Annotated in this window: 23 protein-coding genes; 9 read left to right on the forward strand and 14 right to left on the reverse strand. The window is 70.4% G+C overall.

The genetic code is table 11. From position 1 onward, the window contains the following. Positions 1 to 13: 13 nt before the first annotated feature. The 6 genes from F3T56_RS08265 to F3T56_RS08290 form a co-directional block, all read right to left on the reverse strand. On the reverse strand, positions 14 to 1,873 hold the full coding sequence (locus F3T56_RS08265) for a serine/threonine-protein kinase (protein ID WP_149824040.1): 1,860 nt from the start codon (positions 1,871 to 1,873) through the stop codon (positions 14 to 16). Between the two features lie 16 nt (positions 1,874 to 1,889). Then, positions 1,890 to 3,299 (reverse strand): PASTA domain-containing protein, encoded by a 1,410-nt coding sequence (locus F3T56_RS08270; RefSeq protein ID WP_246203492.1) that lies wholly within the window; start codon positions 3,297 to 3,299, stop codon positions 1,890 to 1,892. 235 nt (positions 3,300 to 3,534) lie between these two features. Further along, positions 3,535 to 4,479: a cytochrome c oxidase assembly protein gene (locus F3T56_RS08275; protein WP_149824042.1), complete on the reverse strand. Its 945-nt coding sequence runs from the start codon at positions 4,477 to 4,479 to the stop codon at positions 3,535 to 3,537. A gap of 210 nt (positions 4,480 to 4,689) precedes the next feature. Then, the gene (locus F3T56_RS08280; protein ID WP_149824043.1) at positions 4,690 to 5,715 is read right to left on the reverse strand and encodes a 6-phosphofructokinase; all 1,026 of its coding nucleotides are present in this window, start codon (positions 5,713 to 5,715) and stop codon (positions 4,690 to 4,692) included. 257 nt (positions 5,716 to 5,972) lie between these two features. Next, positions 5,973 to 6,701 carry a type 1 glutamine amidotransferase gene (locus F3T56_RS08285; protein WP_149824044.1) on the reverse strand — a complete coding sequence of 243 codons (729 nt, stop codon included), beginning with the start codon at positions 6,699 to 6,701 and terminating at the stop codon, positions 5,973 to 5,975. A gap of 23 nt (positions 6,702 to 6,724) precedes the next feature. Beyond that, positions 6,725 to 7,963, reverse strand: coding sequence for a MurT ligase domain-containing protein (locus F3T56_RS08290; RefSeq protein WP_149824045.1), 1,239 nt, complete (start codon positions 7,961 to 7,963; stop codon positions 6,725 to 6,727). A gap of 151 nt (positions 7,964 to 8,114) precedes the next feature. Between F3T56_RS08290 and def the strand changes: the two genes are divergently transcribed. Next, positions 8,115 to 8,654, forward strand: coding sequence for a peptide deformylase (def, locus tag F3T56_RS08295; RefSeq protein WP_172638851.1), 540 nt, complete (start codon positions 8,115 to 8,117; stop codon positions 8,652 to 8,654). 116 nt (positions 8,655 to 8,770) lie between these two features. On the opposite strand, the gene F3T56_RS08300 is transcribed toward def, so the two are convergent. Then, positions 8,771 to 9,418, reverse strand: coding sequence for a TetR/AcrR family transcriptional regulator (locus F3T56_RS08300; protein WP_149824047.1), 648 nt, complete (start codon positions 9,416 to 9,418; stop codon positions 8,771 to 8,773). Positions 9,419 to 9,595: 177 nt separating this feature from the next. Between F3T56_RS08300 and F3T56_RS08305 the strand changes: the two genes are divergently transcribed. Beyond that, positions 9,596 to 10,825: an acyl-CoA dehydrogenase family protein gene (locus F3T56_RS08305; RefSeq protein ID WP_149824048.1), complete on the forward strand. Its 1,230-nt coding sequence runs from the start codon at positions 9,596 to 9,598 to the stop codon at positions 10,823 to 10,825. 31 nt (positions 10,826 to 10,856) lie between these two features. On the opposite strand, the gene F3T56_RS08310 is transcribed toward F3T56_RS08305, so the two are convergent. Continuing rightward, positions 10,857 to 12,086 carry a cytochrome P450 gene (locus tag F3T56_RS08310; protein WP_149824049.1) on the reverse strand — a complete coding sequence of 410 codons (1,230 nt, stop codon included), beginning with the start codon at positions 12,084 to 12,086 and terminating at the stop codon, positions 10,857 to 10,859. 296 nt (positions 12,087 to 12,382) lie between these two features. Between F3T56_RS08310 and F3T56_RS08315 the strand changes: the two genes are divergently transcribed. Then, the gene (locus F3T56_RS08315; protein WP_149824050.1) at positions 12,383 to 12,991 is read left to right on the forward strand and encodes a thiaminase II/PqqC family protein; all 609 of its coding nucleotides are present in this window, start codon (positions 12,383 to 12,385) and stop codon (positions 12,989 to 12,991) included. Between the two features lie 61 nt (positions 12,992 to 13,052). Here F3T56_RS08315 and F3T56_RS08320 read toward each other — a convergent pair whose 3' ends face one another. The 5 genes from F3T56_RS08320 to F3T56_RS08340 form a co-directional block, all read right to left on the reverse strand. Then, positions 13,053 to 13,286, reverse strand: coding sequence for a DUF6213 family protein (locus tag F3T56_RS08320; protein ID WP_149824051.1), 234 nt, complete (start codon positions 13,284 to 13,286; stop codon positions 13,053 to 13,055). A gap of 25 nt (positions 13,287 to 13,311) precedes the next feature. Further along, positions 13,312 to 14,697 carry an NADP-dependent succinic semialdehyde dehydrogenase gene (locus tag F3T56_RS08325; RefSeq protein WP_149824052.1) on the reverse strand — a complete coding sequence of 462 codons (1,386 nt, stop codon included), beginning with the start codon at positions 14,695 to 14,697 and terminating at the stop codon, positions 13,312 to 13,314. Between the two features lie 65 nt (positions 14,698 to 14,762). Further along, complete coding sequence (locus F3T56_RS08330; protein ID WP_149824053.1) at positions 14,763 to 15,233, reverse strand: NUDIX hydrolase; 471 nt, start codon at positions 15,231 to 15,233, stop codon at positions 14,763 to 14,765. Continuing rightward, positions 15,230 to 16,768, reverse strand: coding sequence for an ATP-dependent DNA ligase (locus F3T56_RS08335; RefSeq protein WP_149824054.1), 1,539 nt, complete (start codon positions 16,766 to 16,768; stop codon positions 15,230 to 15,232). The genes F3T56_RS08330 and F3T56_RS08335 overlap by 4 nt, the downstream gene beginning before the upstream one ends. Before the next feature lie 177 nt (positions 16,769 to 16,945). Then, the gene (locus F3T56_RS08340) at positions 16,946 to 17,929 is read right to left on the reverse strand and encodes an NAD(P)/FAD-dependent oxidoreductase (RefSeq protein WP_149824055.1); all 984 of its coding nucleotides are present in this window, start codon (positions 17,927 to 17,929) and stop codon (positions 16,946 to 16,948) included. Between the two features lie 78 nt (positions 17,930 to 18,007). Here F3T56_RS08340 and F3T56_RS08345 point away from each other — a divergent pair, with 78 nt between their 5' ends. From F3T56_RS08345 to F3T56_RS08370, 6 genes are all read left to right on the forward strand, one after another. Next, a complete protein-coding gene (locus F3T56_RS08345) occupies positions 18,008 to 18,592 on the forward strand; it encodes a helix-turn-helix domain-containing protein (RefSeq protein ID WP_149824056.1) in 585 nt (194 codons plus the stop codon). Between the two features lie 111 nt (positions 18,593 to 18,703). Further along, positions 18,704 to 19,681, forward strand: coding sequence for an NADPH:quinone oxidoreductase family protein (locus F3T56_RS08350; RefSeq protein WP_149824057.1), 978 nt, complete (start codon positions 18,704 to 18,706; stop codon positions 19,679 to 19,681). Then, entirely contained in the window at positions 19,678 to 20,862 is a 1,185-nt protein-coding gene (locus F3T56_RS08355) for an acyl-CoA dehydrogenase family protein (RefSeq protein WP_149824058.1), read from the forward strand. Before F3T56_RS08350 ends, F3T56_RS08355 begins: the two co-directional genes overlap by 4 nt. Then, on the forward strand, positions 20,859 to 21,968 hold the full coding sequence (locus F3T56_RS08360; RefSeq protein ID WP_149824059.1) for an acyl-CoA dehydrogenase family protein: 1,110 nt from the start codon (positions 20,859 to 20,861) through the stop codon (positions 21,966 to 21,968). Before F3T56_RS08355 ends, F3T56_RS08360 begins: the two co-directional genes overlap by 4 nt. Positions 21,969 to 22,162: 194 nt before the next feature. After that, positions 22,163 to 23,020: a phosphatidylinositol-specific phospholipase C/glycerophosphodiester phosphodiesterase family protein gene (locus F3T56_RS08365; RefSeq protein WP_149824060.1), complete on the forward strand. Its 858-nt coding sequence runs from the start codon at positions 22,163 to 22,165 to the stop codon at positions 23,018 to 23,020. A gap of 132 nt (positions 23,021 to 23,152) precedes the next feature. Continuing rightward, on the forward strand, positions 23,153 to 23,347 hold the full coding sequence (locus F3T56_RS08370) for a hypothetical protein (RefSeq protein WP_149824061.1): 195 nt from the start codon (positions 23,153 to 23,155) through the stop codon (positions 23,345 to 23,347). A 330-nt stretch (positions 23,348 to 23,677) separates the two neighbouring features. Here the strand turns inward: F3T56_RS08370 and F3T56_RS08375 are convergent, their stop codons facing one another. Beyond that, on the reverse strand, positions 23,678 to 24,856 hold the full coding sequence (locus F3T56_RS08375) for a phosphodiester glycosidase family protein (protein ID WP_149824062.1): 1,179 nt from the start codon (positions 24,854 to 24,856) through the stop codon (positions 23,678 to 23,680). Positions 24,857 to 24,899: the final 43 nt, after the last annotated feature.

Raw genomic sequence — 24,899 nt, forward strand, 5'->3', positions numbered from 1 at the left:
GCGACACCCCTTCTCAGGCTTCTTCTCCCTCCATGGTGCCCCCACTGGAGGAAATGACCGTACAGACGACGTAATGGGCGCCCTTTTTCCAGCCGTCCTCGCTGATCCAGTACTGGGAGCCGGTGACGGCGTCCTCGTAGCCGTACTCCTCCGGGGGCATGTTCCGCGCGCAGGCGGCCAGCGCCTTGGTGGTCGCCTCTTCGTAGGTCGTGCCGGCGGGCATCTCGTGGAAGCCGAGGACTTTCTGCTGATGGGGGCCCTGGCACGAGACGAGCCGGACCTTGGTTTCGGAGATCGGTTCGAGGCAGTCCTGCTTCTGCATGGTGGCCGCATCGACGAACACGGTGCTCCCCACCTGGCGGTGGCGCCCGATCGGCCCGTACACCGGCCTGCGCTCGCCCAGCAGCAGACAGGCGACACGGTGCCCAGCGGCGTCGAAGCCGTCGTCGGTCGGGGGCACCGGGTAGGAGCGGATGTCCACGAGATTCCCGCGGTCCTCCTCGGTGAGCTGTTCGCACAGGGCGGCCCCGCCCGCCTCGGCGTCCTCGGCGGAGGACGCCTCGTAGAAGGCCATCACCTGTCCATCCACCGCGGACCCCGTGCACTGGGGCACCAACCGGAGCCGCGGCGTGCCCTCGAACCGGGCGGCCGTCCAGGTGACGTCCACGCAGTCGCCGTCCTTCAGGGGCTCGGCCAGCCCGACGGCCTCCCCGTACGGCAGCGCCTCTCCACCGCTGCCGCCGTCCCCGCCCGGCAGGTTCCCCATCGCGTACCAGGCACCGCCCACCAGCAGGGTCAGGCCCAGTGCGGTCGCGACGCCGGCGAGCAGGGCCTTGCTGCGGTGAAAGCGGTGCCGCCCGGTGGAACCGGAGGGGTTCTCCGGCGGATACCACGGTGTCTCGTGCCGCACTCCGGAGCCGATGATCTCGGGCTCCACCGTGTGCGTCCTCTCGCTGGCCCACTGCGGCTGGGAGCCGAGGTCGGGCTCCGTGCGGGGGTGGACCTGGGGCGTCACGATGGCGGAGAGCGCGGCCTCGGTCTCGGCGGCGTTGATCCGGCGCACGGGATCCTTGGCGAGCATGGCGGCCAGCAGCGACTCCAGGGCACCCGCGCGCAGCGTCGGCCGCGGTTCCTCCAGGACGACCGCGGTCAGGGCCGCGATCTCCGAGTCCCGGTCGAAGGGCCCGTACCCCTCCACGGCGTAGTACAGCGTGCAGCCCAGTGAGAACAGGTCGGCCGCGGCGGTCGGCGGCCCGCCCTGCGCCCGCTCGGGCGCCAGATATCCGGCGGTGCCGACCAGGACATGGGTAAGGGTGTACCGGGTCTCCTGGGTGTCGGGCTGGACGGATATGCCATAGTCGGTGAGCAGGACCCGGGCGTACGGCGATCCGATGCGGTCGGGGGCGAGCAGGATGTTGGCGGGTTTGACGTCCCGGTGCATCACGCCCCGCTCGTGCCCGGCGGTGAGCGCGTCCAGCACGGCGAGCCCGATACGGGCACACTCGGCCGGCGCGAGGGGCCCGCGCTGGGTGACGAGCGCCTTCAGATCGAGGGCGCCCGGCACGTACTCCATGACGATCCACGGCAGTTCCTCGTGCTCCAGGACGTCGTGCACGGTGACCACGTGCGGGTGGCCGCGCAGTCCGGCGGCGTGCCGGGCCTCCGCGCGGGCCCGTGCGACCCGGGCTGTGCGGTCCCGCTCCGCCTCACCGGGACTGCGGAACACGATCTCCTTGAGCGCGACCTCGCAGTCCAACTGCTGGTCGTGCGCGAGCCAGACATGGCCCATGCCGCCGCTGCCCAGCCGGTTCAGCAGGAGGTAGCGGTCGGCGATGACCCGGCCGACTCCCGAATGCGGTGCTCCTGACTGCATCGGTCACTCCCAGGGGTCAGATCCATACGGGCTGGGCCGGGTCCTCTACGGGGGCTCCGGGATCGCCTCCGGGGTCTCCGGGATCGCCCGAGTCTCCGGGATCTCCCGGGTTCTCGGACGGGGGATCGCTGGACGGTTCGGGATCCGGCGGCGGGGCGACGCTGGTGGGACTGACCTCTGGCGTACTGGGGTCGGGGTCCGGCGGGGGAGGGAGCGCACTCGACTTGGAGGGCGTCGGGGTGGAGGTGGGGGTCGGTTTCGGCGTGGGAGTAGGCGTGGGCGTCGGGCTCGGTGTGGGCTTCTCGGGGCTGGACCTGGTCGCCGAGGGTGTGTCGCTGGGCTCCGGCGAGGACTCGGTCTGCGAGGGCGTGTCGCTGGACTCCGGCGACTCGGTCTCCGTGGGGGTGCCGGTGCCGTGCGTCGGCGAGGAGTCCGTCCCCGAGGGATCGGTCGGACCGGGACCCGTACCTGTGCCCGTGCCCGTCTCCGTGGGCTCGGGCCCGCTCGGTGTATCCGTATTCCTGCCGGGCCAGTCCACGTTCAGCGCCACGGCCGCACCGAACGTCAACTCGGTGCCCGGCCCGGGCTGCGACCCGGTCACCGGCGCGTCACCCGGCGGCATCTCGTCCCCGGCGACCGTCACCGCGAGGCCCTTGGCGGCCATGGCCGCACTGGCCTGGCCGAACGTCATCCCCTGCACGCGCGGCACGGCCTGCCGCTCACGCGTGTCGAACGTCTCGTCGGACTCGCCCGTAGAGCCGACCTCCCGGCTGATGCCCCTGTCGGAGTCCTCGACGTCGACGAGCTTGATCTCCTTCAGCTGCTCGGGCGCCGGCTTGACGACGACCGGGGCGGACTCGTCGTAGCCGTCCCACTTCTTGTTGTCGTCGTCGAATTCGACCTTGATGTCTTTGGGGTCCTCGTCGAACGCCTGCAGCGGGTTTCCGCAGCTGCACTTCACGGCGGGCAGACCCTGTTCGTCCACCAATACGGCGATGCCCGCCTCCAGCAGTGCATCGAACGGGACCCCCTTGCCCCCCTTGTAGTCGTGATTCTTCACAAGGGTGTCGTGACGCAACAGAACGGGCGTGAGATCGTCGAGATAATTCCCGATGCCATCGATTTCGACGCCCGCGATGTCGGCCCATACCTGAGCCTTTTTCTTGTTCTTGGGGTCGCTGAGGAAATCCTCGAGCTTGTCGACGTCGCAGACCTTCGGCTTCCGCGTGCCCCCGTACAGCCCCGGTGTGTTGCCCTGCTGCAGGCCGCTGTGCGGCTCCTGGGAGGTGATGCCGGGCTCGTCCCGGCCCAGCCGCTCGCCCTCGTCGAAGAAGGGCGCCAGGGACGGCACGCCCGCGGCCACCGCCTTCACCGCGAAGAACGTCGGAACCGAGTCACCGCATCCGCTGAGGATCACCACCCCCATCACCAGGACGGCTATCCTCCGGACGGCCGATTTCCCGGCCTTTCGCAAACATGTTCGCAAGCATGCGTGAATTGTCATGACCGCTCCCCCTGGCGGTTTCCCCCGTCGCCCCGCAGAGCGGAAGCAGGGCTCACGCATCATGCTACTGAATGGCAAAGCCTCTCAGTCAAGGAAAATACAAATGTGCGGTCGTGTGGCCAGACAAAAGAAATGGGGCCGGAAAAAGAATTGTGACTCAGCGACTGCGTGCGTTGAGTGAGGCCAGATAGGCGTTGTACGCCTCGAGTTCCTTGTCGCCGTCCCGGTCGGCCGCCCGGTCCTGACGCCGGGCCTGGCGCGACTCGGAGCCGTACCACTGGAAGAGCAGCGCGAGCAGCACCAGCACCGAGGGGATCTCGCTGAACGCCCAGGCGATGCCACCGGCCGCGTTCTGGTCGGCGAGCGCGTCGATGCCGAGGGAGGCGGGCGGGTTCTCGTACGTCTTCACCATCGGCGTGGACGCCATCATCAACGCGATGCCGAAGAACGCGTGGAACGGCATGCCCGCGAACAGCTCCAGCATCCGCATCAGATAGCCCGGTCGGTGCGGCCCGGGATCCACGCCCATGATCGGCCAGAAAAAGAACAGCCCGACCGCGAGGAAGTGGAGCATCATCGTGACGTGCCCCGGCTTCGACCCCATCAGGAAGTCGAACATCGGCGTGAAGTACAGCGCGTACAGGCTCGCGATGAACATCGGGATCGTGAACGCCGGGTGCGTGACGATCCGCATGTACCAGCTGTGCAGCAGCATCAGCAGCAGCTCACGAGGCCCCTTCCGCCCCTTGCCCGCCACCGGCAACGCCCGCAGCGCCAACGTGATCGGCGCCCCCAGCAACAACACGATCGGTGCCAACATACTGATCACCATGTGCTGCACCATGTGCACGCTGAACATGACCATGCCGTAGTCATTCAGCCCGGTGCAGGTCACGAGCAGCACGAGCAGCACACCGACGACGAAGGAGACGGTACGCCCGACGGGCCACTTGTCCCCCCGCCGCACGAGCCGCACGACCCCCCAGCCGTACAGCCCCAGCCCCAGGAGGCAGGCGACGAGGAAGAACGGATCCGCCGACCAGGCAAGCCCTCGCCCCAAGGTGAAGGGCAGGAGATCCATGCCATGCCCGCTGTGATCCATGACGCCGGCTCCAGATTCGTGGGGTTGAACGCAGTCCAGACTAGAACCGCCCAGGTCGATCACTACGACCGGGGGCCGGTACAACGCGCCCCGAAAGGGGCGCGTGGCTGTGTCGAATATGCGGCTCCGCTGCGTGGGCGCGACAAGCCCCCACAAACCCGCACCCGCCGAACAACCTGCTGAACCGAGCTCGTAGTCGCGGGCCGAAACCTAAAGCACGCACTCCGCCTCGGCGTACCGCTCCTCCGGCACCGTCTTCAGCGTCTCCACGGCCTCGGCCAACGGCACCGTCACGATGTCGGTACCCCGAAGCGCCGTCATCTTCCCGAACTCCCCCCGGTGCACGGCCTCCACCGCATGCCACCCGAAGCGAGTCGCCAGCACCCGGTCGTACGCGGTCGGAGTCCCGCCTCGCTGCACATGCCCGAGGATCACCGGCCGCGCCTCCTTGCCGAGGCGCGCCTCCAGCTCCACGGACAGCTGCCGCGCGATCCCCGCGAACCGCTCGTGCCCGTAGATGTCCTTGCCGCCCTCGTCGAACTCCATGGACCCGGCCTTCGGCTTGGCCCCCTCCGCCGCCACGACGATCGCGAACCGCTTGCCCGCCTCGAAGCGTTCGCCGACACGCGCCGCCAACTCCTCGATGTCGAAGGGCCGTTCCGGTACGACGATGGCGTGCGCGCCGGCCGCCATGCCGGAGTGGAGCGCGATCCAGCCGGTGTGGCGGCCCATGACCTCCACGACGAGGACACGCTGATGGGACTCGGCGGTGGTCTTCAGCCGGTCCAGCGCGTCGGTCGCCACGCCCACGGCCGTGTCGAAGCCGAAGGTGACGTCCGTGACCGCGATGTCGTTGTCGATGGTCTTCGGCACACCCACGACGGGCAGACCGTTGTCCGACATCAGCCGGGCCGCCTTGAGCGTGCCCTCACCGCCGATGGGGATGATCGCGTCGAGGCCGAGCTCCTCGAGATGGCCCTTGGCCCGCTGCACACCGTCCCGCAGATGCGAGGGCTGGACCCGGGAGGAGCCGAGGATCGTGCCGCCGCGGGCCAGGATGCCGGCCACGGCGTCGAGGTCGAGCTTGAGGTAGTCGCACTCCAGGAGGCCTTTCCAGCCGTCCCGGAAGCCGATGACCTCGTCGCCGTGGTCGACGACGGCACGGTGCACGACGGACCGGATGACGGCGTTCAGCCCGGGGCAGTCGCCGCCGGACGTGAGGACACCAATGCGCATAGCCCGAATACCTTCTCGACGTGGGCCGGGTCCGGACCGCGCTGTCCGGCAGGAATCCCCGCCACCCTACCGGCGGCAGGGGCCGTCGCCGTAGCGGGCGTCCGCCTGCTGGACGCCCCCGCACAGGTGAGCGGAGCCCTGGTCAGACGGGCTGTCACACGTGAGCGGAGGCACCTTCAGACGGGCTGCCGAACGGGTTCTCGGGCGGCTCCCGCAAGGCTGCTGAGGAACCGTTTCTCACCCTCTTCGACCCAGCGTCACGCGGGCTGCGTGGCCGCCGCGATGCGCTCGCCCCGCAGCGCCTCGAACCAGCGGTCGTCGGTCGGCGGCAGCGCGTTCACATCGAGCGCCAGCTTCAGCAGCAGGTCGGCGATCTGCGGGTTCCGCGCGAGCACGGGACCGTGCATGTACGTGCCGAACACGGTGTCGTTGTACGCGCCCTCCGTGCCGTCCCCCGTGCCGTTGCCCTTGCCGAGCCGCACGTTGGCGAACGGGCGGGCGGTGGGGCCGAGGTGGGTGATGCCCTGGTGGTTCTCGAAGCCGGTCAGCTGGGGCAGACCGAGGCGCGGGTCGATGTCCGCGAGGACGTCACCGACGCACCGCTCGCCCTCACCACGCGTCGTGACCACGTCGAGCAGCCCGAGGCCCGGCTCACGCTGCCCGAGGTCGTTGACGAACTCGTGGCCGAGGATCTGGTAGCCGGCGCAGACCGCGAAGACGATCGCGCCGTTGTTCACCGCCTGGTACAGATGCCCGTCGCGGCGCAGCCGCTCGGCGGCGAGCCGCTGCGGACGGTCCTCGCCGCCGCCGATCAGATAGATGTCGCCGGAGGTCGGGATCGGCTGGTCGCTGCGCACGTCCAGACGGGCCACGTCGAGGCCGCGCTGGCGCGCCCGACGCTCCACGACCAGGACGTTGCCCTGGTCGCCGTAGGTGCTGAGCAGGTCCGGGTAGACCCAGACGACCCGCAGGCTGTTGTCACTCATGAGTTCCCCTCGAGTCCTCGTGGTCAGTTGCCGACGCGGCGGCGCAGGTCCTGGAACGCGGTGTAGTTCGCGATGACCTCGATCCGGCCCGGCGGGCACATCTGCACCGCCTGGTCGAGGCTGTCGCAGACCTGGAAGTGCTGGTTCGCGACCTCCAGACGTACCGCGAGATCCAGCTTCCGGTCGCCGAGGACGAAGATCGGGTGGCCGGTCAGCCGGGTGTAGTCGACGTCCCACAGCCAGGAGGTGTCGGTGCCGTCGGCGCCGCGCGCGTTCACCGAAAGGATCACCGGCGACGGCGGCGGGTCGATCAGCGAGAACGTCTCCAGCCAGCCCGCCGGGTTCTTGGCGAGCAGCAGTCTGAGGTCGCGCTCCATGAACTGCACCACGTCGTAGCGCCCGGCCACGGCCTGCACCTGATACATGCGTTCCAGGGCGACCTGCGGCGGCACACCGAAGACGGCGGCGACGGCGGCCGACGAGGCGGCGTTCGCCTTGTTGGCGCGGCCCGGCAGCTGGAGGTGGATCGGCCAGGCCGAACCGTGCGGGTCGAGGACGTGGTCGCCGGAGAGCGCCCAGCTCGGCGTGGGGCGGCGGAAACCGCACTCACCGCAGAACCAGTCGTCGCCCGGCCGCTGCATCACACCGCCGCAGGACGGGCACGACCAGGCGTCGTCCTTCCACATCTGGCCGACGGCCACCCAGATCACGTTGGGGGAGGACGACGCGGCCCACACCACCAGCGGGTCGTCGCAGTTGGCCACGATGACGGCCTTGGTGCCGGCCAGACCCTCACGCCAGGCCTCCGCCATCATGCGGGTCTCGGCGGCACGGTCGAGCTGGTCACGGGAGAGGTTGAGCAGCGCGATGCACTTGGGGTCCGTGTCCCGGGCCACACCGGCGAGGTACTTCTCGTCGACCTCGATGACACCGAACTTGGCGTCCGAGTTCCCGGCGAGCGCCGAGGTGATGCCCGCGGGCATGTTCGCGCCGAGCGCGTTCGAGACGACCGGGCCGGCGGCGCGGAGCGCTTCCGCGATCAGCCGGGTGGTCGTGGTCTTGCCGTTGGTGGCGGAGACCAGGACGACGTCGAGGCTCTGCGCGAGCCGGGCCAGGAGGTCGGGGTCGAGTTTGAGCGCCACCCGGCCGCCGATCACCGATCCGCTACCGCGTCCCGCGGCACGGGATGCCGCCGCGACCGCCTTGCCCGCCGTCACGGCCAGCTTGGCCCGCGGCGTCAGCGGGTCCGAGTTGCCTGCCATCAGTTCTCGATCCTCCTTGCGTACAGAGCCGCGCCCAGTCCCGGCAACGTGTGGACCAAAGCCTATCGAGATCCACTCACGTGCCCGAATCCCGCCGGGGCGTTGCACTGGCTCGGCGGGTGATGTCGGGGGTGAACGTACTCTTGCGGCCATGCGACATGGCTCGATTCCGGGCGCCCGAGGGCGTGTTCTTCCCATGACACTGTTCGGGGACCCCGTGCTGCACGCCCCGTGTGAAGAGGTGACGGAGTTCGGGAGTGAACTGGAGCGGCTTGTGGAGGACATGTTCGCGACGATGTACGACGCGCGGGGTGTCGGGTTGGCCGCGAATCAGGTGGGCCGGAATGTGCGGGTTTTCGTCTACGACTGCCCCGACGACGAGGATGTGCGGCATGTCGGGCATGTGGTGAACCCTCGGCTGGTCTCGGTGGAGGGGATTGTGCTGCGGGGGCCTGAAGGATGTCTGTCGTTGCCCGGGCTGGAGGCGGGGACCGAGCGGTACGACGAGGCCGTGGTCGAGGGGTTCACGGTGGACGGGGATCGGGTGCGGGTGCGGGGGAGTGGGTTCTTCGCGCGGTGCCTTCAGCACGAGTGCGATCACCTTGAGGGCAGGGTGTATGTGGACCGGCTTTCGGGGTGGCGGCGTTCTTGGGTGAGGAGGAAGATCGCCAAGGCGCCGTGGGGGCGTTGAGTTCGTTGGCGGCTGCGGGTTCGTCGTGGTTGCTCGCGCCCACGCGGCGGAGCCGCACATCGACACAGCCCCGCGCCCCTGACGGTGCTGCCCCCGGGCGCGCTGACAAGGCACCCTCAGAAACCTGGACCGCCCACCTTGTCCCCCGCCGCTGCCAACCGCCCCCACAACAGATCCGCCAGGCTGCGGACCAGCTCCGCCCTCGTGCACGGGCGTTCGCCCAGCCACCAGTCGCCTGCCGCGAACATCATGCCTACGATGCCGTGGCCCCAGACCCGGGCGAGTCGGTGGCTGTCGGGGCCGAGGTCGAGGCGGTCCTCGATGACCTTGCCGAGTTCCTCGCCCATACGGCGCAGGAGGGGGGCGGAGTGCTTGCCGACGTCGAAGCCCTGGTCGACGCCGGGCTGGCCGCCCTCGGCGGGGTGCATCAGGAAGCGGTACACCTGGGGGCGGGCCTCGATGGCCGCCAGATAGGTGTCGAGGGTGGCCTCGACGCGTTCGCGACGCTCCGCGGGAGCGTCCAGGGCGGCCCGCAGGGAGTCGAGGAGGGCGTCGGTGTGGCGCTTGGCAAGGGCGGCGTAAAGTCCGCCCTTGTCGCCGAAGTGGCGGTAGAGGATCGGCTTGGTAATGCCCGCCTCGGCGGCGATGGCGTTCATCGACGCCCCCGGGCCGTCGCGGAGCACCACTCGGTCCGCGGCTTCCAGCAGCTCGCGCCGACGGCGGTCGGCGGACCGTTCCTGATCGGTCCGCTGCGTGGTGTCCATGATGTCTCCCCCAGGCTGATTTCGGTGACGCCTGCGCAAAGTAACACTGATTGGCACGTCCCGATCGAACGGGCTACCGAGCCCGACCCGGGAGTTGACTTTTCCTACCGACCGGTAACAGACTCAAGTTACCGCAGGTAACATCTTAGTGCAGTGCCCGGAAATGCTGGAGGGGTCATGGCTGAGTTCACCATGGAGCTGAATGAGGAGCAGAGGGAGGTCCGCGACTGGCTCCACGGGTTCGCCGCCGATGTGATCCGCCCCGCCGCCGCCGAGTGGGACGAGCGCGAGGAGACGCCCTGGCCGGTCATCCAGGAGGCCGCCAAGGTCGGCATCTACTCCCTCGACTTCTACGCCCAGCAGTACTTCGACCCCACCGGCCTCGGCATCCCCATGGCCATGGAGGAGCTGTTCTGGGGTGACGCCGGCATCGCCCTCTCCATCGTCGGCACCGGCCTCGCCGCCGTGGGCGTCCTCGCCAACGGCACCGAGGAGCAGATCGGCACCTGGATCCCCCAGATGTACGGGGACGCCAACGATGTCAAGGTCGCCGCATTCTGCTCCTCCGAGCCCGACGCCGGATCCGACGTGGCCTCCATGCGCACCCGCGCGGTGTACGACGAGGCCAAGGACGAGTGGGTGCTCAACGGCACGAAGACCTGGGCGACCAACGGTGGCATAGCCAACGTGCACGTGGTGGTGGCCGTGGTCGACCCCGAGCTCGGCTCCAAGGGCCACGCCTCCTTCATCGTCCCGCCGAACACGCCCGGTCTGTCCCAGGGCCAGAAGTTCAAGAAGCACGGGATCCGTGCCTCGCACACCGCCGAGGTCGTGCTTGAGGACGTACGGGTTCCGGGTTCCTGCCTCCTCGGAGGCAAGGAGAAGCTCGACGAGCGGCTGGCGCGGGCCCGCGAGCGGGCGAAGGCCTCCGGCGGCGAGCGTGTGAAGAACGCGGCGATGGCCACGTTCGAGGCGTCCCGTCCGGCTGTCGGTGCCATGGCTGTGGGCACCGCCCGTGCCGCGTACGAGGTGGCTCTCGACTACGCCAAGACCCGTGAGCAGTTCGGGCGTCCCATCATCGACAACCAGGGCGTCGCCTTCCAGCTCGCGGACATGCGGACGGCTGTGGACGCGGCGCGGTTGCTGGTCTGGCGGGCTTCGTGGATGGCGATCAACGGGAAGCCGTTCACCGCGGCCGAGGGGTCGCAGTCGAAGCTGTTCGCGAGCGAGACGGCCAAGAAGGTCACGGCCCAGGCCATTCAGATACTGGGCGGCAATGGGTACACGCGTGAGTACCCGGTGGAGCGGATGCATCGGGATGCCGCCATTTACACGATCTTCGAAGGTACGAGTGAGGTTCAGCGGTTGGTGATCGCTCGCGCGTTGTCGGGAATGCCCATCCGCTGACGATGTCTGAGCGGGGTCGACTGCACGATCCTCACCAGGAGACGGGGACGGCTTCTGGGCCGCGGATCAGCGTGCCCCGGCGCCAGGTGACCTCCTCCGGCGGGACCGCGAGCTTCAGGCCCGGTACGCGGTCCAGGAGCGTGTTCACGATCAGTTCCGTCTCCAGCTTGGCCAGGTTGGCGCCCGCGCAGGAGTGGGCGCCGTAGCCGAAGGCCAGGTGCGGGTTCGGGGTGCGGTCGAAGTCGATGCGCTCGGGGTCCGGGAAGACGTCCGGGTCGCGGTTGGCGGCCAGGTAGGAGACGTAGACCGGGTCGCCCGCGCGGATCCGGACGCCGTGGAACACCACGTCTTCCAGGGCGATGCGGGAGAGGCCGACGGCGTTGCGGTGCGGGATGTAGCGCAGCAGCTCGTCCAGGGCCTGCGGGCGCAGGCCGGGTTCGTCGCGCATGCGGGCGAGCAGGTCGGGGCGGGTCAGGAGGATGAAGAACATCTGGCCGGTGTTGTTGGTGACGGCCTCGCCGCCGATCTGGAGGGGTCCGGCCAGGTCCATCGCCTCCTCCGCGCTGATGTCGCCCCGGCCCACGGCCGCCCCGAGCAGGGAGATGACGTCCTCGCCGTCGGAGTCCCGGTGCGCGGCGACGGCCTCCGCGAAGTACGCCTCCATGTCCCGCTTGGCCCGCTCGCCGGCCTCGATGCCGTACGTGGAGGATCGGATCCGCCGCGTCCAGTCGTGCATGTCCTCACGGTCCGCCTCCGGGACGCCCATCAGCTCGCAGTTCACGGCGATCGGGAAGGGCTCCAGGACCCGCTCGATCAGGTCGGCGGGCGGGTCGTCGCGCAGCATCGCGTCCACCGTCGCGTCGAAGGCGCGCTGGGCGTTGTCGCGGAGGCGTTCGACGCCACGAGTGGTGAAGGCGGACGCCACGGAGCGGTGCAGCCGGGCGTGGTCGGGTTCGTCGACTGAGTCCATCGCGCCCGGCTGCGGGGTGAAGTGCGGTGCCGGCCGGGTGACTTGGCGGCCCACGACCTCCTTGCGGCTGAACCGGGGGTCGTTCGTGACCAGCCGTACGTCGTCGTAGCGGGTCAGCAGCCAGGCCCAGCCCTCGCCGTCGGGCAGCTGGATCCGGCTGATCGGACCCTCCCGCATCAGCTCGGCCAGGACGGGGTCGAAGTCGACCCCGGTCAGATTGAGGGCGGGCCAGTGCCGTACCGGAGGGGCCGCCATGGTCTCTTCGCCGGTGGTCGTGTCGCTCGTCGTCATGTCATGCCGTCTCTTGTGTGGTCACGTTGTCTCTTGGCCCGCGTGATCACGTACTCCGGGACGGGCACCGCGGCTCTGCGTGAAGTCGCCATGGAACGCGCCTGCTTTCGCCATCCGGAAGGCCATCGCCCCTCGGGTACGGGGTGGTTCAGGTGGTCCCACCACGATCACCCGGCGGGCCGGGGATCTCGCGCCGGATTACTCCAGACCGGCGAAGCGACACGGACCACCGCGCACTACTCCGAACCGGGCGTCCATGCCAACGTGGACCACGCCGCGACCGACAGGAGCACGCGATGACCCACCCCGCCAACCCCCTCCTCCCCCTGATCACCAACGGCACCGCCGGACGAGACACCCTCGCCGCACTCGCCATGGAACAGCGGCTGGTGATCGCCGCGGACCTGCGCTCCTTCCGCCACCTGGCGGAGCGATCGGCGGCCGAGCCCGATACCGCTGCCTTTTTCGCGATGCTCGCCGAGGGAGAGGTGGTGGCGGGAGAGCGGCTCGGGGCGTTTACCGAGGCATGTGGCGTGGACGAGGAGCGCTCCACGGCATACGAGCCGCTACCGGGCTGCCAGGCCTATCCGTCGTACGTCGCCTGGCTCGCCCTCAACGCCTCACCCGCCGACGTGGTCCTCGCCCTCACCGCCAACTTCGCGACCTGGGGCGGCTACTGCACCACCATCGCCAAGGACCTCCGCCAGCAGTACGGCTTCACGGACGAGGCAGGCGGCTTCTTCGACTTCTTCGCGGAGCCGTCACCGGAACTGGAGGAAAGGGCAAGGTCGGCGGTACGGACGGGAGTGGAGATGGGGCGAATCAACGAGACGTTGGCCCACCGCTACGGCCGCCTGCTGCAGAGCTACGAATCCATGTTCTGGACCACACTCGCGCCCCGATAGGGGCGCGGGGAACTGCGCGATCAACCACAAACAACCAGCAGTCATCACCAAACCGCAGCTCTTACGGCGCTCCGCTGCTGTGAGCGATGCACGCCACGTCGATCCGGTCGGCCAGCTTCGCCAACTCGATCGTCAGCGCAGCCACCGTGTCCTCGTCCAGCCCCTCCGCCCCCGCCTCCACCAGGTGCAGCCACCGCCCACCCACGGTGCGCAGCAGCTTGCTCACATCGGCGGCAGCCACCTGCAGGGTCCCGCGGTCGTCGACGATCAGAGGCAGAGTCACTTCGCGGTTCACAACGGGGATGTTAGCCGTGGAACGCTCACACCCCGTGCCATACGGTGGTGATGTTGCAGAACTCGCGGATTCCATGTCCGGACAGCTCACGCCCGTATCCGGACCGCTTGGCTCCGCCGAAGGGAAACGCCGGGTGGGAGGCGGTCATCCCGTTGACGTACACCCCGCCCGCGTCGAGGTCCCGGACAAAACGCTCCACCTCGGTCGCGTCCCGTGTCCACACGTTCGAACTCAGCCCGAAGGGTGTGTCGTTGGCGATCGCGATCGCTTCGTCCAGGTCGGCGGCCCGGTACAGCGTGGCGACCGGACCGAAGGTCTCCTCGCGGTGGACGCGCATCTCGGGGGTGATGCCGGCGAGGACGGTCGGCGGGTAGTACCAGCCGGGCCCGTCGGGGCGCTCGGCGCCGCACAGGACCGTGGCGCCGCTCTCGACGGCTTCGTCGACCAGTGCCGCCAGGTCCTCGCGGCCCCGCTCGCTGGACAGGGGGCCGACGTCGGTGTCCTCGTCCAGCGGGTCGCCGACCTTGAGCGCCCGCATGCCGGCCACGAACCGCTCGGCGAAGGCGTCGTACACGTCGGCGTGCACGATGAACCGCTTGGCGGCGATGCACGACTGCCCGGCGTTCTGCGCCCGGGCCGTCACGGCGACCTCGGCCGCCCGGTCGACGTCGGCGGACGGCATCACGACGTACGGGTCGCTGCCGCCCAGCTCCAGGACCGTCTTCTTCACCTCGTCCCCGGCGACCGAGGCGACGGACCGGCCCGCGGGCTCGCTGCCGGTGAGGGTGGCGGCGCGGACGCGCGGGTCGCGCAGGATGCCCTCGACCGCGCCGGAGCCGATGAGCAGCGTCTGGAAGCAGCCTTCGGGGAAGCCCGCGCGGCGGAAGAGGTCCTCCAGGTAGAGCGCGGTCTGCGGGACGTTGGAGGCGTGTTTGAGCAGGCCCACGTTGCCCGCCATCAGTGCGGGCGCGGCGAAGCGGATCACCTGCCAGAGGGGGAAGTTCCACGGCATCACGGCCAGCACCGGGCCGAGCGGGCGATAGCGGACCAGGACGCGGGAGGCGCCCGAGTCCTTCACGTCCGCGTCGGAGGGCTCCACGTCCGTGAGCAGCACCTCGGCGTGGTCGGCGTACCAGCGCATCGCCTTCGCGCACTTCGCGGCCTCGGCGCGGGCCTGCATGATCGGCTTGCCCATCTCCGTGGTCATCGTCCGGGCGACGCTCTCCGCGTCCTCGTCGAGGAGGTCGGCGGCCTTGCGCAGGAGACGGGCGCGTTCCGCGAAGGACGTGGTCCGGTAGGTGCGGAACGCGGCGTCGGCGGTCGCGAGGCGGCGTTCGGTCTCCTCCTCGCCCAGGGCGTCGTACGTTTTGAGCGTCTCGCCGTTCGCCGGGTTCACCGTCGCGATGGGCATGGCTGACCTCCTGCGTGGGCTGTCCTTCGACCTTCCCGCGCGGCGGCGCACGCCGCAACGCGGGCTCAGGCCGAGTGCTCAAGGAGGCGGTCGAGAAACTCCGCCTGCGCCTTGACGATCACGGCTCGGGCCCGATCGACGGGCAACCACTCCACACGGTCCAGTTCGGGGAACTCCTGGACCTGCCCCGACCTCGGCGGCCACTCCATGCGGAAGGTGCCGGGAACGACGGTCGCCGGGTCGAGGTCCGCCTCGATCGCCCAGGCCGTGACGATCTTGCCGTTCGCCTGGCGCACCTCGCCCAGCGGTACGGCCTCGCCGTCGGGCGGAGCCAGCCCCAACTCCTCCTGGAACTCCCGGCGCGCCGCCTCCCAGGCCGGCTCGTCGGGGTCGTACTCGCCCTTCGGCACCGTCCAGGCGCCCGCGTCCTTGCGGGCGAAGTACGGGCCGCCCATGTGGCCGAGCAGGACCTCGACGCCGTCGGCGGTACGACGGTGGAGCAGCAGGCCCGCGCTGCGCTTCGGGGCGGTCGTCACCGGGTGACCTCCGGGTGGGCGGCGAGCAGGGTCTCGACCGTATCGGCTTCGGCCGGGGACTTGTCCTCGCGGTAACGGACCACGCGGGCGAAGCGGAGGGTGACACCGGCCGGGTAGCGGGTGGAGCGCTGGAGGCCGTCGTAGGCGATCTCGACGACGAGTTCGGGGCGTACGCTCACGCCCCAGCCGTGGTCCTCGACGGCCAGTTCCTTGAGGCGTTCGGTCTGCCAGGTCAGCATCGCGTCCGTCATGCCCTTGAACGTCTTGCCCAGCATCGCGAAGGAGCCGTCGGCGCTGCGGGCGCCCAGGTGGAGGTTGGAGAGCTTGCCCGTGCGGCGGCCGTGGCCCCATTCGGCGGCCAGGACCACCAGGTCGAGGGTGTGGACCGGTTTGACCTTCAGCCAGGAGGCACCGCGCCGGCCCGCGCTGTAGGGGGCGTCGAGGGCCTTGAGTACGACCCCCTCGTGGCCGCGGGCGAGTGTGGCGGCGAGGAACCTCTCCGCCTCGGGGAGATCGTCGGTGCCGTTCACGAGGGTGCGGCGGACGCGCATCGGCTCGGGGACGAGGCGGGCCAGTTCGGTGTGGCGGTCGGCGAAGGGCAGGTCCAGGAGGTCCTGGCCGTCGACGGAGAGCGCGTCGAAGAAGACCGGGGAGACGGGGACCTGCCCGGCCGCCGTCGCCACGTCCACGCGCGAGCCGACCCGCCCTGCGATCTCTTGAAAGGAACGCGGCCGTCCGTCCTCGTCGAACGCGATCACCTCGCCGTCGAGGATGAACCGCTCGCCTCTCAACTTCCGGGCTGCGGTGGTGAGTTCGGGGAGGCGGTCGGTGATGTCGTCGAGGGTGCGGGTGTAGACGCGTACGTCATCGCCGTCGCGGTGGAGCTGGACGCGGATGCCGTCCAGTTTCTCCTCCACCGCGCAGGTGCCCAGCTTCGCCACGGCCTCCGTGACCGAGGAGGCGCTGTGCGCGAGCATCGGGAGGACGGGGCGGCCCACGGTGAGCCGGAACCGTTCCAGGGCCGGTGGGCCGTCCGCGAGGAGGGCCTGCGCCACGGTCTGCAGGGAGCCGGCCAGCATCACCGCGCGGCGTACGTCGGTGGCGGGGGCGCCGGTGGCCTCGGCCAGGCCCTCCACGGCCAGTGCGTCCAGTGCGCCCTGGCGGACCTCGCCGGTGAGGAGGCCGAAGAGGTAGCGCTGTTCGTCCTCGGTGGCCGCGGCCAGCAACTCGGCGACCAGGCACTTGCGTTCGGTCTGTGAGCCGGGGCCGGTGGCGGAGCCGATCGCTGTCAGGCGGGTGTCGATGTCTTGGACGGTGAGGGTGGGGGTGGGGGCGGGTGGGATGGGCTGGTTGAGGAGTTTCCAGCCGATGCCGAGGCGGCCCTGGGGGAGGCGGCCTGCGAGGTAGGGGATGACTATGGGGACGTCCGTCGGCTCGGCGTCCCGGAAGAGTTCGGCGAGCAGAGCGGTTTTCCGGGAGCGGGCCGAGGTGGCGGCGATCTCCTGGGATACGTGGGCCAGCCGGGCGAACAGCATGTGGCCATGGTGCAACGGGGGGAGGGTTTTCGCCCCCGCCGCCCCTACCCGTCCCGACCCCGGGGGCTCCGCCCCGGACCCCCGTGGGGTGGGTGGGTTGTCTGTGGGTGGGTGGTGAATCGCCCTTCGGGCTCGTCCTCCAACGCCGGACGGGCTGGATGTTGCTGGGCCGGGCTGTCAGGTGCGGGTAGTCAGTGGGGAAATCGCTGTCGGAATGCGGGTGTCCAAGTCGGTCATCAGTAGGTCGCCGTTGATCGTTGCCCCCGCTCGGTAGCCCGCGGCCGCCGCGTTGATGACCTGTTCGGAGAAGCCCATCGCGTTGCCGGCGGTCCAGACGCCCGGGATCGTGGTCTGGCCCGTCGCGTCGACTACCGGGTAGGTGCCGAAGGGGGTCTCCTGGAGTTCGGCGCCCAGGTGTTCCAAGAGGGTGGTCTGGGGGATCGGGCGCGGGGCCACGAACAGGATCGAGCGGTCGTGGATCATGCCGTTCGTGAGGCGAAGGCCGGTGAGGCGGTCGGCCTCGATTACCAGTTCGGAGACCTCTCCCGGTACGACGGAGACATTGGCGGCGGCGAGCCTGCGGAGGTCCTCGTCCGTCAGGGCGTCCTCGGGGACGGTGTGCAGGAAAAGGGTCACGTCCTTGGACCACTGGGAGACCATCAGCGCCTGGTGCACGCTCTGGGGGCTGGTGGCGAGGACGCCGAAGGGCTGGTCCTGGACCTCCCAGCCGTGGCAGTACGGGCAGTGGAGGACGTCTCGTCCGAAGCGGTCGGCGAGGCCGGGGACCGGCGGGAGTTCGTCCTTCAGGCCGGTGGTGATCACCAGGCGTCGGGCCTGGATCGTGCGGCCTCTCGCCAGGGTTGTGGTGAAGGTCTGTTCGTCTTCGGTTCGGGTGGCCTCCACCACCCGGTCCCGCACCAGGTCGACGCCGTAGCGGGCGATCTCCTCGCGGCCCATGGCCAGGAACTCCGCCGGGGGGATTCCGTCCCGCGACAGGTAGCCCTGCATATGGGCGGCGGGGGCGTTGCGGGGTTCGCCCGCGTCGATGACGAGGGTGCGGCGTCGAGCGCGGCCGAGGACGAGGGCGGCGGAGAGCCCAGCAGCTCCGCCGCCGATGACGATCACTTCGTACTGCTCCGAAAGTTCGGTCTGTTCGGTCATGGTGACCACCTCCACGGAGACAGTCACTCAAAGGGTGCGGGATTGACAAACTTCTTTGCTGATTCTGCAATAGGGGTCATGGCCACCGATGACGTTCTCGCAGAAGTCGGACCGCGGCTGCGGCGGATCCGGAAGGACCGGGAGGTGACGCTCGCGGGGTTGTCCGAGGCGACCGGAATCTCCGTGAGCACCCTCTCGCGGCTGGAGTCGGGGCTGCGCAAGCCCAGTCTGGAGCTGCTGTTGCCCATCGCCCGGGCCCATCAGGTGCCGCTGGACGAACTGATCGGGGAACCGGCGGTCGGCGATCCACGGGTGCGGTCGAAGCCGATCGTGCGGCACGGGCGGACGTACTGGCCGCTCACCCGGCAGCCGGGCGGCCTCCAGGCCTACAAGGTCCTCATCCCGCAGAGCGAGCAGGAGCCGGAGCCGCGCACCCATGAGGGGTACGAGTGGCTGTACGTGCTGGCCGGGAGGCTGCGGATGGTGCTCGGCGCGCATGATGTGGTGCTGACCGCCGGGGAGGCCGCCGAGTTCGACACCCGGGTTCCGCACTGGTTCGGGTCGACGGGGGAGGGGCCCGTGGAGTTCCTGAGTCTGTTCGGGCCGCAGGGGGAGCGGATGCACGTACGAGCGAAGCCCGCGGCGCAGTCGTCGCGGTCGTGACGCACCCTGCCGTCCCCTGAGGAGCAAGTGTTCCCTGAGGGCAAGCGACTGCTTAGTATGCACGTGTCAGTCGATCCCGGTTCAGACGAAGCAGTCCCGTGGAGGCACCGCATGCAGGCATGGCAAGTGCACGAGAACGGCGAGCCGAGCGAGGTGATGCGGCTCCAGGACGTGGAGCGGCCCACGCCCGGTGACGGCCAGGTCCTGCTGAAGGTGCGTGCCGCGAACATCAACTTCCCGGATGTGCTGATGTGCCGGGGCCACTACCAGGTCAGGCCGCCGCTGCCGTTCACGCCCGGCGTGGAGATCTGCGGCGAGACCGAGGACGGGCGCCGGGTCATCGCCAACCCGGCGCTGCCGTACGGCGGCTTCGCCGAGTACGTGGTCGCAGATGCCGCCGCCGTCCTGCCCGCGCCCGAGTCGCTGGACGAGGCCGAGGCCGCCGCGCTGCACATCGGCTACCAGACGGGCTGGTTCGGTCTGCACCGGCGGGCCCGGCTCGAAGCCGGGGAGACGCTGCTCGTCCACGCCGCCGCGGGTGGGGTGGGCAGCGCGGCCGTACAGCTCGGGAAGGCGGCCGGGGCGACCGTCATCGGGGTCGTCGGCGGCGCCGACAAGGCCGCCGTGGCCCGGGAGCTGGGCTGTGACGTGGTGGTCGACCGGCGGAGCGAGGACGTCGTCTCCGCCGTGAAGGAGGCCACCGGAGGCCGGGGCGCGGATGTGATCTACGACCCCGTGGGCGGCGAGGCCTACACGCAGTCGACCAAGGTCGTCGCCTTCGAAGGGCGCATCGTGGTCGTCGGCTTCGCCAGCGGGACGATCCCGAGCCCCGGCCTCAACCACGCCCTCGTCAAGAACTACGCGATCCTCGGCCTGCACTGGGGCCTGTACAACACCAAGAACCCCAAGCTGGTCCAGCACTGCCACGAGCAGCTCACCGAGCTGGCCGCCCGGGGTGTCGTCAAGCCACTGGTGAGCGAGCGGGTGCCCCTCGACGGGGCCGCGGCCGCCGTCCAGCGCGTCGCGGACGGGGTCACCACCGGCCGGGTCGCCGTAGTGCCCACGCTGGAGAACGGAGCCTCCGCATGACCGACGCCCCCGAACTCCGGCGCCGTACCGCCGAGTTGCTGGCCGCATACCCGCCGGCCACCACCGACCGCCTGGACTTCCTGCGCGCCCGCTTCGACGCGGGACTCGCCTGGGTGCACTACCCGGAGGGCCTCGGCGGACTGGGCGCGCCCCGCTCCCTCCAGGCCGTCGTGGACGCCGAGCTGGAGGCGGCCGGGGCCCCCGACAACGACCCGCGGCGCATCGGGATCGGCCTCGGCATGGCCGCGCCCACGATCCTCGCCTACGGCACGGAGGAGCAGAAGCGGCAGTACCTGCGGCCGCTGTGGACCGGTGAGGAGGTCTGGTGCCAGCTCTTCAGCGAGCCCGGCGCCGGGTCCGACCTCGCCGCGCTCGGGACGAGGGCCGTACGGGAGGGCGACGGCGACTGGGTCGTCAACGGGCAGAAGGTGTGGACGTCGAGCGCCCACCTCGCCCGCTGGGCCATCCTCATCGCCCGCACCGACCCGGACGTGCCCAAGCACCAGGGCATCACGTACTTCATCTGCGACATGACCGACCCGGGCGTCGACGTCCGGCCGCTCCGCCAGGTCACCGGTGAGGCCGAGTTCAACGAGGTGTTCCTCACCGACGTACGCATCCCGGACGCACGTCGCCTCGGCGATATCGGCGACGGCTGGAGGGTCGCGCAGACCACGCTGAACAACGAACGCGTCGCCATCGGCGGTATGCGGCTGCCCCGCGAGGGCGGCATGATCGGGCCCGTCTCCAAGACCTGGCGCGAACGCCCCGAACTGCGCACCCACGACCTCCACCAGCGGCTCCTCAAGCTCTGGGTCGAGGCCGAGACCGCCCGCCTCACCGCGGAGCGGCTGCGCCAGCAGCTCGTCGCCGGACAGCCCGGCCCCGAGGGCGCCGGCATGAAGCTCGCCTTCGCCCACCTCAACCAGGAGATCAGCGGCCTGGAGGTCGAACTCCGCGGCGAGGAAGGCCTGTTGTACGACGACTGGACCATGCGGCGCCCGGAGCTCGTCGACTTCGTCGGCCGCGACGCCGGCTACCGCTACCTCCGCTCCAAGGGCAACAGCGTCGAGGGCGGGACCACCGAGGTCCTGCTCAACATCGTCGCCGAGCGTGTCCTGGGCCTGCCCGCCGAGCCGCGCACCGACAAGGACGTCGCCTGGAAGGACCTCGCCCGATGAGTACGACGAGCGCGACGAGCGCGACGAGCGCACAGCCCGACCTCCTGTACTCGGAGGAGGAAGAGGCCCTCCGCGCCGCCGTCCGCGACCTGCTCAGGGACCACTGCGACGCACCCGGTGTCATCGCCCGCACCGAGTCCGACGCGCCCCACGACCGCGAGGCCTGGAAGGCGCTCGCCGACGGCATGGGGCTCGCCGGGCTGCTGATTCCCGAGGCCCACGGCGGCCAGGGCGCAACGCACCGCGAAGTCGCCGTGGTCCTGGAGGAGTTGGGGCGTGCGGTCGCCCCGGTGCCGTATCTGACGAGCGCCGTCGTCGCCACCGAGGCCCTGCTCTCCTGCGAGGCCGCCGACCTGCTCGCCGACCTGGCGACCGGCCGCAGGATCGGCGCCCTCACCGTCGCGCTCCACATCGCCCCGGGCGCCGCCTACAAGGTCGTACGGCATGAGGACGGCGCTCTGCACGGAGAGCTGACCGGCATCGCGGACGCGGCCGTCGCCGATGTGCTGCTCGTGCCCGCCGACGACGGCGGTCTGTACGCGGTCGACGCCTCCGCCGCGACCGTCACCCCCCAGGTGTCCCTGGACCTGACCCGGCCCCTCGCGACCGTCACCCTCGACGGGGCGCCCGGCCGCCTCCTCGGCGATGCGGAACCCGCCGTACGACGAGCCCTGCTCGCGGGGGCCGGGCTGCTGGCCTCCGAGCAACTCGGGCTCGCCGAGTGGGCGTTGACCGAGACCGTGCGCTACCTCAAGGAGCGCAAGCAGTTCAACCGGCCCGTCGGTGGCTTCCAGGCGCTCAAGCACCGGCTCGCGCAGCTGTGGCTGGAGGTCGTCAACCTGCGGGCGGCCGCCCGGAACGCCGCCGACGCGCTGGCGAGGGACGAGGACACCGCCGTCGCGGTCGCCGTCGCCCAGGCCTACGCGGCGCCCGTCGCCGTCCACGCCGCCGAGGAGGCGCTGCAACTGCACGGCGGGATCGGCATGACGTGGGAGCACCCGATCCACCTCTGCCTCAAGCGGGCGAAGGCCGACTCGATCGCGTACGGCACGGCCGGCGCCCACCGCGGGGCGCTGGCCGAACTGGTCGACCTCCAGGCCCCCTGACGTACCACCGGGGAAGAGCAGGGAAAGCCCGCCCCACCTGGGGCGGGCTTTTTCGTGTGCCTCAGTGCGCTTCCCGCGGACGGGATGAACAGGGAGCGGCAGTCCGGCCAACTCGCGCCACGTACAGGCTCTTTGTGCGGCCAGGTCCCCCATACTCGCTGAGGTCCCGTACGCCACTCAAAGGGAGGCAGAGCATGGCCCTCACCACCCGTCGCAGAGCCCTCACCACCCTCGGCGCCGCCCTCGCGGGCGCGGTCGCCCTGCCCGCCACCAGCGCGTGGGCGGGCGAACGCAAGCACGGCCCGCGTCCGCTGTGGCGTGCCCACGCGCACAACGACTACGAGCACCCGCGACCCCTGTTCGACGCGCTCGACCACCGCTTCGGCAGCGTCGAGGCCGACATCTTCCTCGTCGGCGACCAGCTCCTCGTCGCCCACGACCCCGTCGACCTCGACCCCACCCGCACCCTCGAATCCCTCTACCTCGACCCGCTCGCCGCCCGCGTCCGCGCCAACCACGGCTCCGTGTACCGGGGACAGCGAGGCTCGCTGCAACTGCTCATCGACATCAAGACCGAGGGATCGTCCACGTACCTCGCACTCGACCGCCAACTGCGGCGCCACAAGCACCTGTTCACGACCTACGAGCACGGCAGGGTGTACCCGGGCCCGGTGACCGCCGTGATCTCGGGCGACCGGGCCGCCCGCGTGCCGATGGAGGCGCAGACGGTACGGCGCGCCTTCTACGACGGCCGACTCGCCGACCTCGGCGGCGCGGCGCCCGCCTCCTTCATCCCGCTGATCAGCGACAACTGGACGCTCAACTTCACCTGGCGGGGCGAGGGGGCGTTCCCGGCGGCCGAGCGTGCCAAGCTGCGCACGATCGTCTCCACGGCGCACGGGCGTGGGCAGAAGGTGCGCTTCTGGGCGACGCCGGACGTGCCGGGGGCGGCCCGGGACGCGCTGTGGGGTGAGCTGGTCGACGCGGACGTGGATTACCTCAACACGGATGATCTCGCGGGGCTCGAAGCGTTCCTGGACGGCCGGCGGTAGACATCTTGATCAGCGTCCGGTCGGCGTAGACACCACACGTTCGGCGGATACGTCAGCCGCACGGACGAACCCTTCGCTACGCCACACTTACGGCCGAATGCCGCGAAGTGGGCGTGGCGGAGGAGGTTGACGATGGCCATTTCCATCTCTGTGGTGGTCCTGCTCGTGATCCTGACGGTGATCTTCATGCGCAACGGTTCGCTGAAGTTCTCGCACGCCGCGGTGTGTGTTCTGCTGGGCTTCTACATGGCCGGCACGAGCCTGGCCCCGACCATCCACAACGGCCTGACGGCCACGGCGGACATCGTCAGCAGCCTGAAGCCGTGATATCGCGCCGGGTTTCTTCGACCCCGCCGCCCCTACCCATTCCCGTCCCCAGGGGTAGCTGCCCCTTCGGCCCCGCTTCGCGTGAGAGCTCGGGGGGTGGGGTTTGTATGGCGGGTGCGGGTTGTGTTGGGTTGCTCGCGCAGTTCCCCGCGCCCCTGAAGGCACGGCCCTGCGGGCCGCTGAAAAGACTGGGGCGCAGCCCGTCTTCTCAGGGGCGCGGGGAACTGCGCGACAAGCCCCCACCCACCCGCACCCGGCGCAGGGGGTTGAAGGGGCGCAGCCCCTGGGGATGGGAATGGGTAGGGGCGGCGGGGGCGGAGAAATGGGTGGTCAGCGCCAAGGGTTGGTGAAGAGGCCGATGGCGTTGGGGACGGGGCGTTCAGTGCCGGCGGTGGGGTGGTTTCGTACGGTGACCTCGGTGGTCCCGGGGGTGCGGGCGGCCAGGGTCGTCGAGCCGCCGCCGTCCAGGCTGAAGGCGTCGACCGAGCCCAACTTCCGCATCATGGCGGCCACTTCGGCGATGGTCAGACCCGTGCGGTAGGCAGGGGCTCCGTCCAGGGCCAGCAGAAGGAGGCGGTGGCCGCCGTCGGCGATGCCCGCTGCCGTGCGTACCGCCGAGGTCGTGTCGTCCAGGCCGGGGAGCGGCCGGCCGGACCGCAGGACCGGGTAGCCGCCGACGGCGAAGGCGTACGGGATGCGGGTCGACGAGGCCACCAGACGGTGACGCACCTTGACCGCGTCGCCCGGCGACAGCTTGCGCAGCCGCTGGGCGCCCGCCTCGCGGCCGACCAGGACGGTCGTGCGGGGCTCGATGGCGCCGCTGCCGGGGGTGGCGGCAGAGGCCACCACACGGCCGTCGGCGATCCGCACCTCGTGGGTGTCCGTGCTGCACGGCGCCGCCCGGTCCGTGTCCGTGCCGCAGACCGCCCGCATCCGGGAGACGCTGCCCCAGTCCGAGGTGAACGCCCCGACGGAACCGACCGGCAGGGCGTACTGGTTGAGGCCGCCGAGCGGGAGATCGCTCTCGGGGGTGGTGACGGAACCGGCGAGGGCGATGCTGTCGAGCCGGGCCCGGCCGTCGGCGGTGACGCCGAGCACGTCCTTGGTGCTCGTGCCGGGCGGCAGAGCGGGGCCGAAGCGCTGCCCGTTCGGTACGGCGGCCTTGAGCGCGCGCCCGCGGGCGATCGCCGGGCCGACCGACGCGCCCGTGGCGGCGACACCAGGATGCTGGGTCTCGGTGATGTTGAAGAAGTCCCCGTTGACGCCGGCCACGGCACCGGCCGACGTGGCCAGTTGGGACACGGTGGCCCGTGCGGCCACCTTCCCCGGGTAGAGGAGCCCCACGCCCACCTGGCGGCTGCGCAAGTTGACGCTCAGGACGTGTGCGTGCGCCACGCCCTGGGCCGCGTCGATGTCGAACCGGGTGTACTCGATGCCCGGTGCGAGTTCGACGGCCTTCGACGCGGCGCCGGCCGGTGCCGCCCCCGCGAGGGCCGCCCCGGCCAGCACACTCCATGCCGCGAGAACCGTCAGTACCGTTCTGACAGTTCTG

Source organism: Streptomyces tailanensis (assembly GCF_008386495.1).
GTDB classification, from domain to species: Bacteria; Actinomycetota; Actinomycetes; order Streptomycetales; family Streptomycetaceae; genus Streptomyces; species Streptomyces tailanensis.

Coding starts and splice junctions, on each gene's coding strand:
- F3T56_RS08265 (WP_149824040.1), bottom strand. CDS start 1,873: ATGCAGTCAGGAGCACCGCATTCGGGAGTCGGCCGGGTCATCGCCGAC.
- F3T56_RS08270 (WP_246203492.1), bottom strand. CDS start 3,299: ATGGGGGTGGTGATCCTCAGCGGATGCGGTGACTCGGTTCCGACGTTC.
- F3T56_RS08275 (WP_149824042.1), bottom strand. CDS start 4,479: ATGGATCACAGCGGGCATGGCATGGATCTCCTGCCCTTCACCTTGGGG.
- F3T56_RS08280 (WP_149824043.1), bottom strand. CDS start 5,715: ATGCGCATTGGTGTCCTCACGTCCGGCGGCGACTGCCCCGGGCTGAAC.
- F3T56_RS08285 (WP_149824044.1), bottom strand. CDS start 6,701: ATGAGTGACAACAGCCTGCGGGTCGTCTGGGTCTACCCGGACCTGCTC.
- F3T56_RS08290 (WP_149824045.1), bottom strand. CDS start 7,963: ATGGCAGGCAACTCGGACCCGCTGACGCCGCGGGCCAAGCTGGCCGTG.
- def (WP_172638851.1), top strand. CDS start 8,115: ATGCGACATGGCTCGATTCCGGGCGCCCGAGGGCGTGTTCTTCCCATG.
- F3T56_RS08300 (WP_149824047.1), bottom strand. CDS start 9,418: ATGGACACCACGCAGCGGACCGATCAGGAACGGTCCGCCGACCGCCGT.
- F3T56_RS08305 (WP_149824048.1), top strand. CDS start 9,596: ATGGCTGAGTTCACCATGGAGCTGAATGAGGAGCAGAGGGAGGTCCGC.
- F3T56_RS08310 (WP_149824049.1), bottom strand. CDS start 12,086: ATGACGACGAGCGACACGACCACCGGCGAAGAGACCATGGCGGCCCCT.
- F3T56_RS08315 (WP_149824050.1), top strand. CDS start 12,383: ATGACCCACCCCGCCAACCCCCTCCTCCCCCTGATCACCAACGGCACC.
- F3T56_RS08325 (WP_149824052.1), bottom strand. CDS start 14,697: ATGCCCATCGCGACGGTGAACCCGGCGAACGGCGAGACGCTCAAAACG.
- F3T56_RS08335 (WP_149824054.1), bottom strand. CDS start 16,768: ATGCTGTTCGCCCGGCTGGCCCACGTATCCCAGGAGATCGCCGCCACC.
- F3T56_RS08340 (WP_149824055.1), bottom strand. CDS start 17,929: ATGACCGAACAGACCGAACTTTCGGAGCAGTACGAAGTGATCGTCATC.
- F3T56_RS08345 (WP_149824056.1), top strand. CDS start 18,008: ATGGCCACCGATGACGTTCTCGCAGAAGTCGGACCGCGGCTGCGGCGG.
- F3T56_RS08350 (WP_149824057.1), top strand. CDS start 18,704: ATGCAGGCATGGCAAGTGCACGAGAACGGCGAGCCGAGCGAGGTGATG.
- F3T56_RS08355 (WP_149824058.1), top strand. CDS start 19,678: ATGACCGACGCCCCCGAACTCCGGCGCCGTACCGCCGAGTTGCTGGCC.
- F3T56_RS08360 (WP_149824059.1), top strand. CDS start 20,859: ATGAGTACGACGAGCGCGACGAGCGCGACGAGCGCACAGCCCGACCTC.
- F3T56_RS08365 (WP_149824060.1), top strand. CDS start 22,163: ATGGCCCTCACCACCCGTCGCAGAGCCCTCACCACCCTCGGCGCCGCC.
- F3T56_RS08370 (WP_149824061.1), top strand. CDS start 23,153: ATGGCCATTTCCATCTCTGTGGTGGTCCTGCTCGTGATCCTGACGGTG.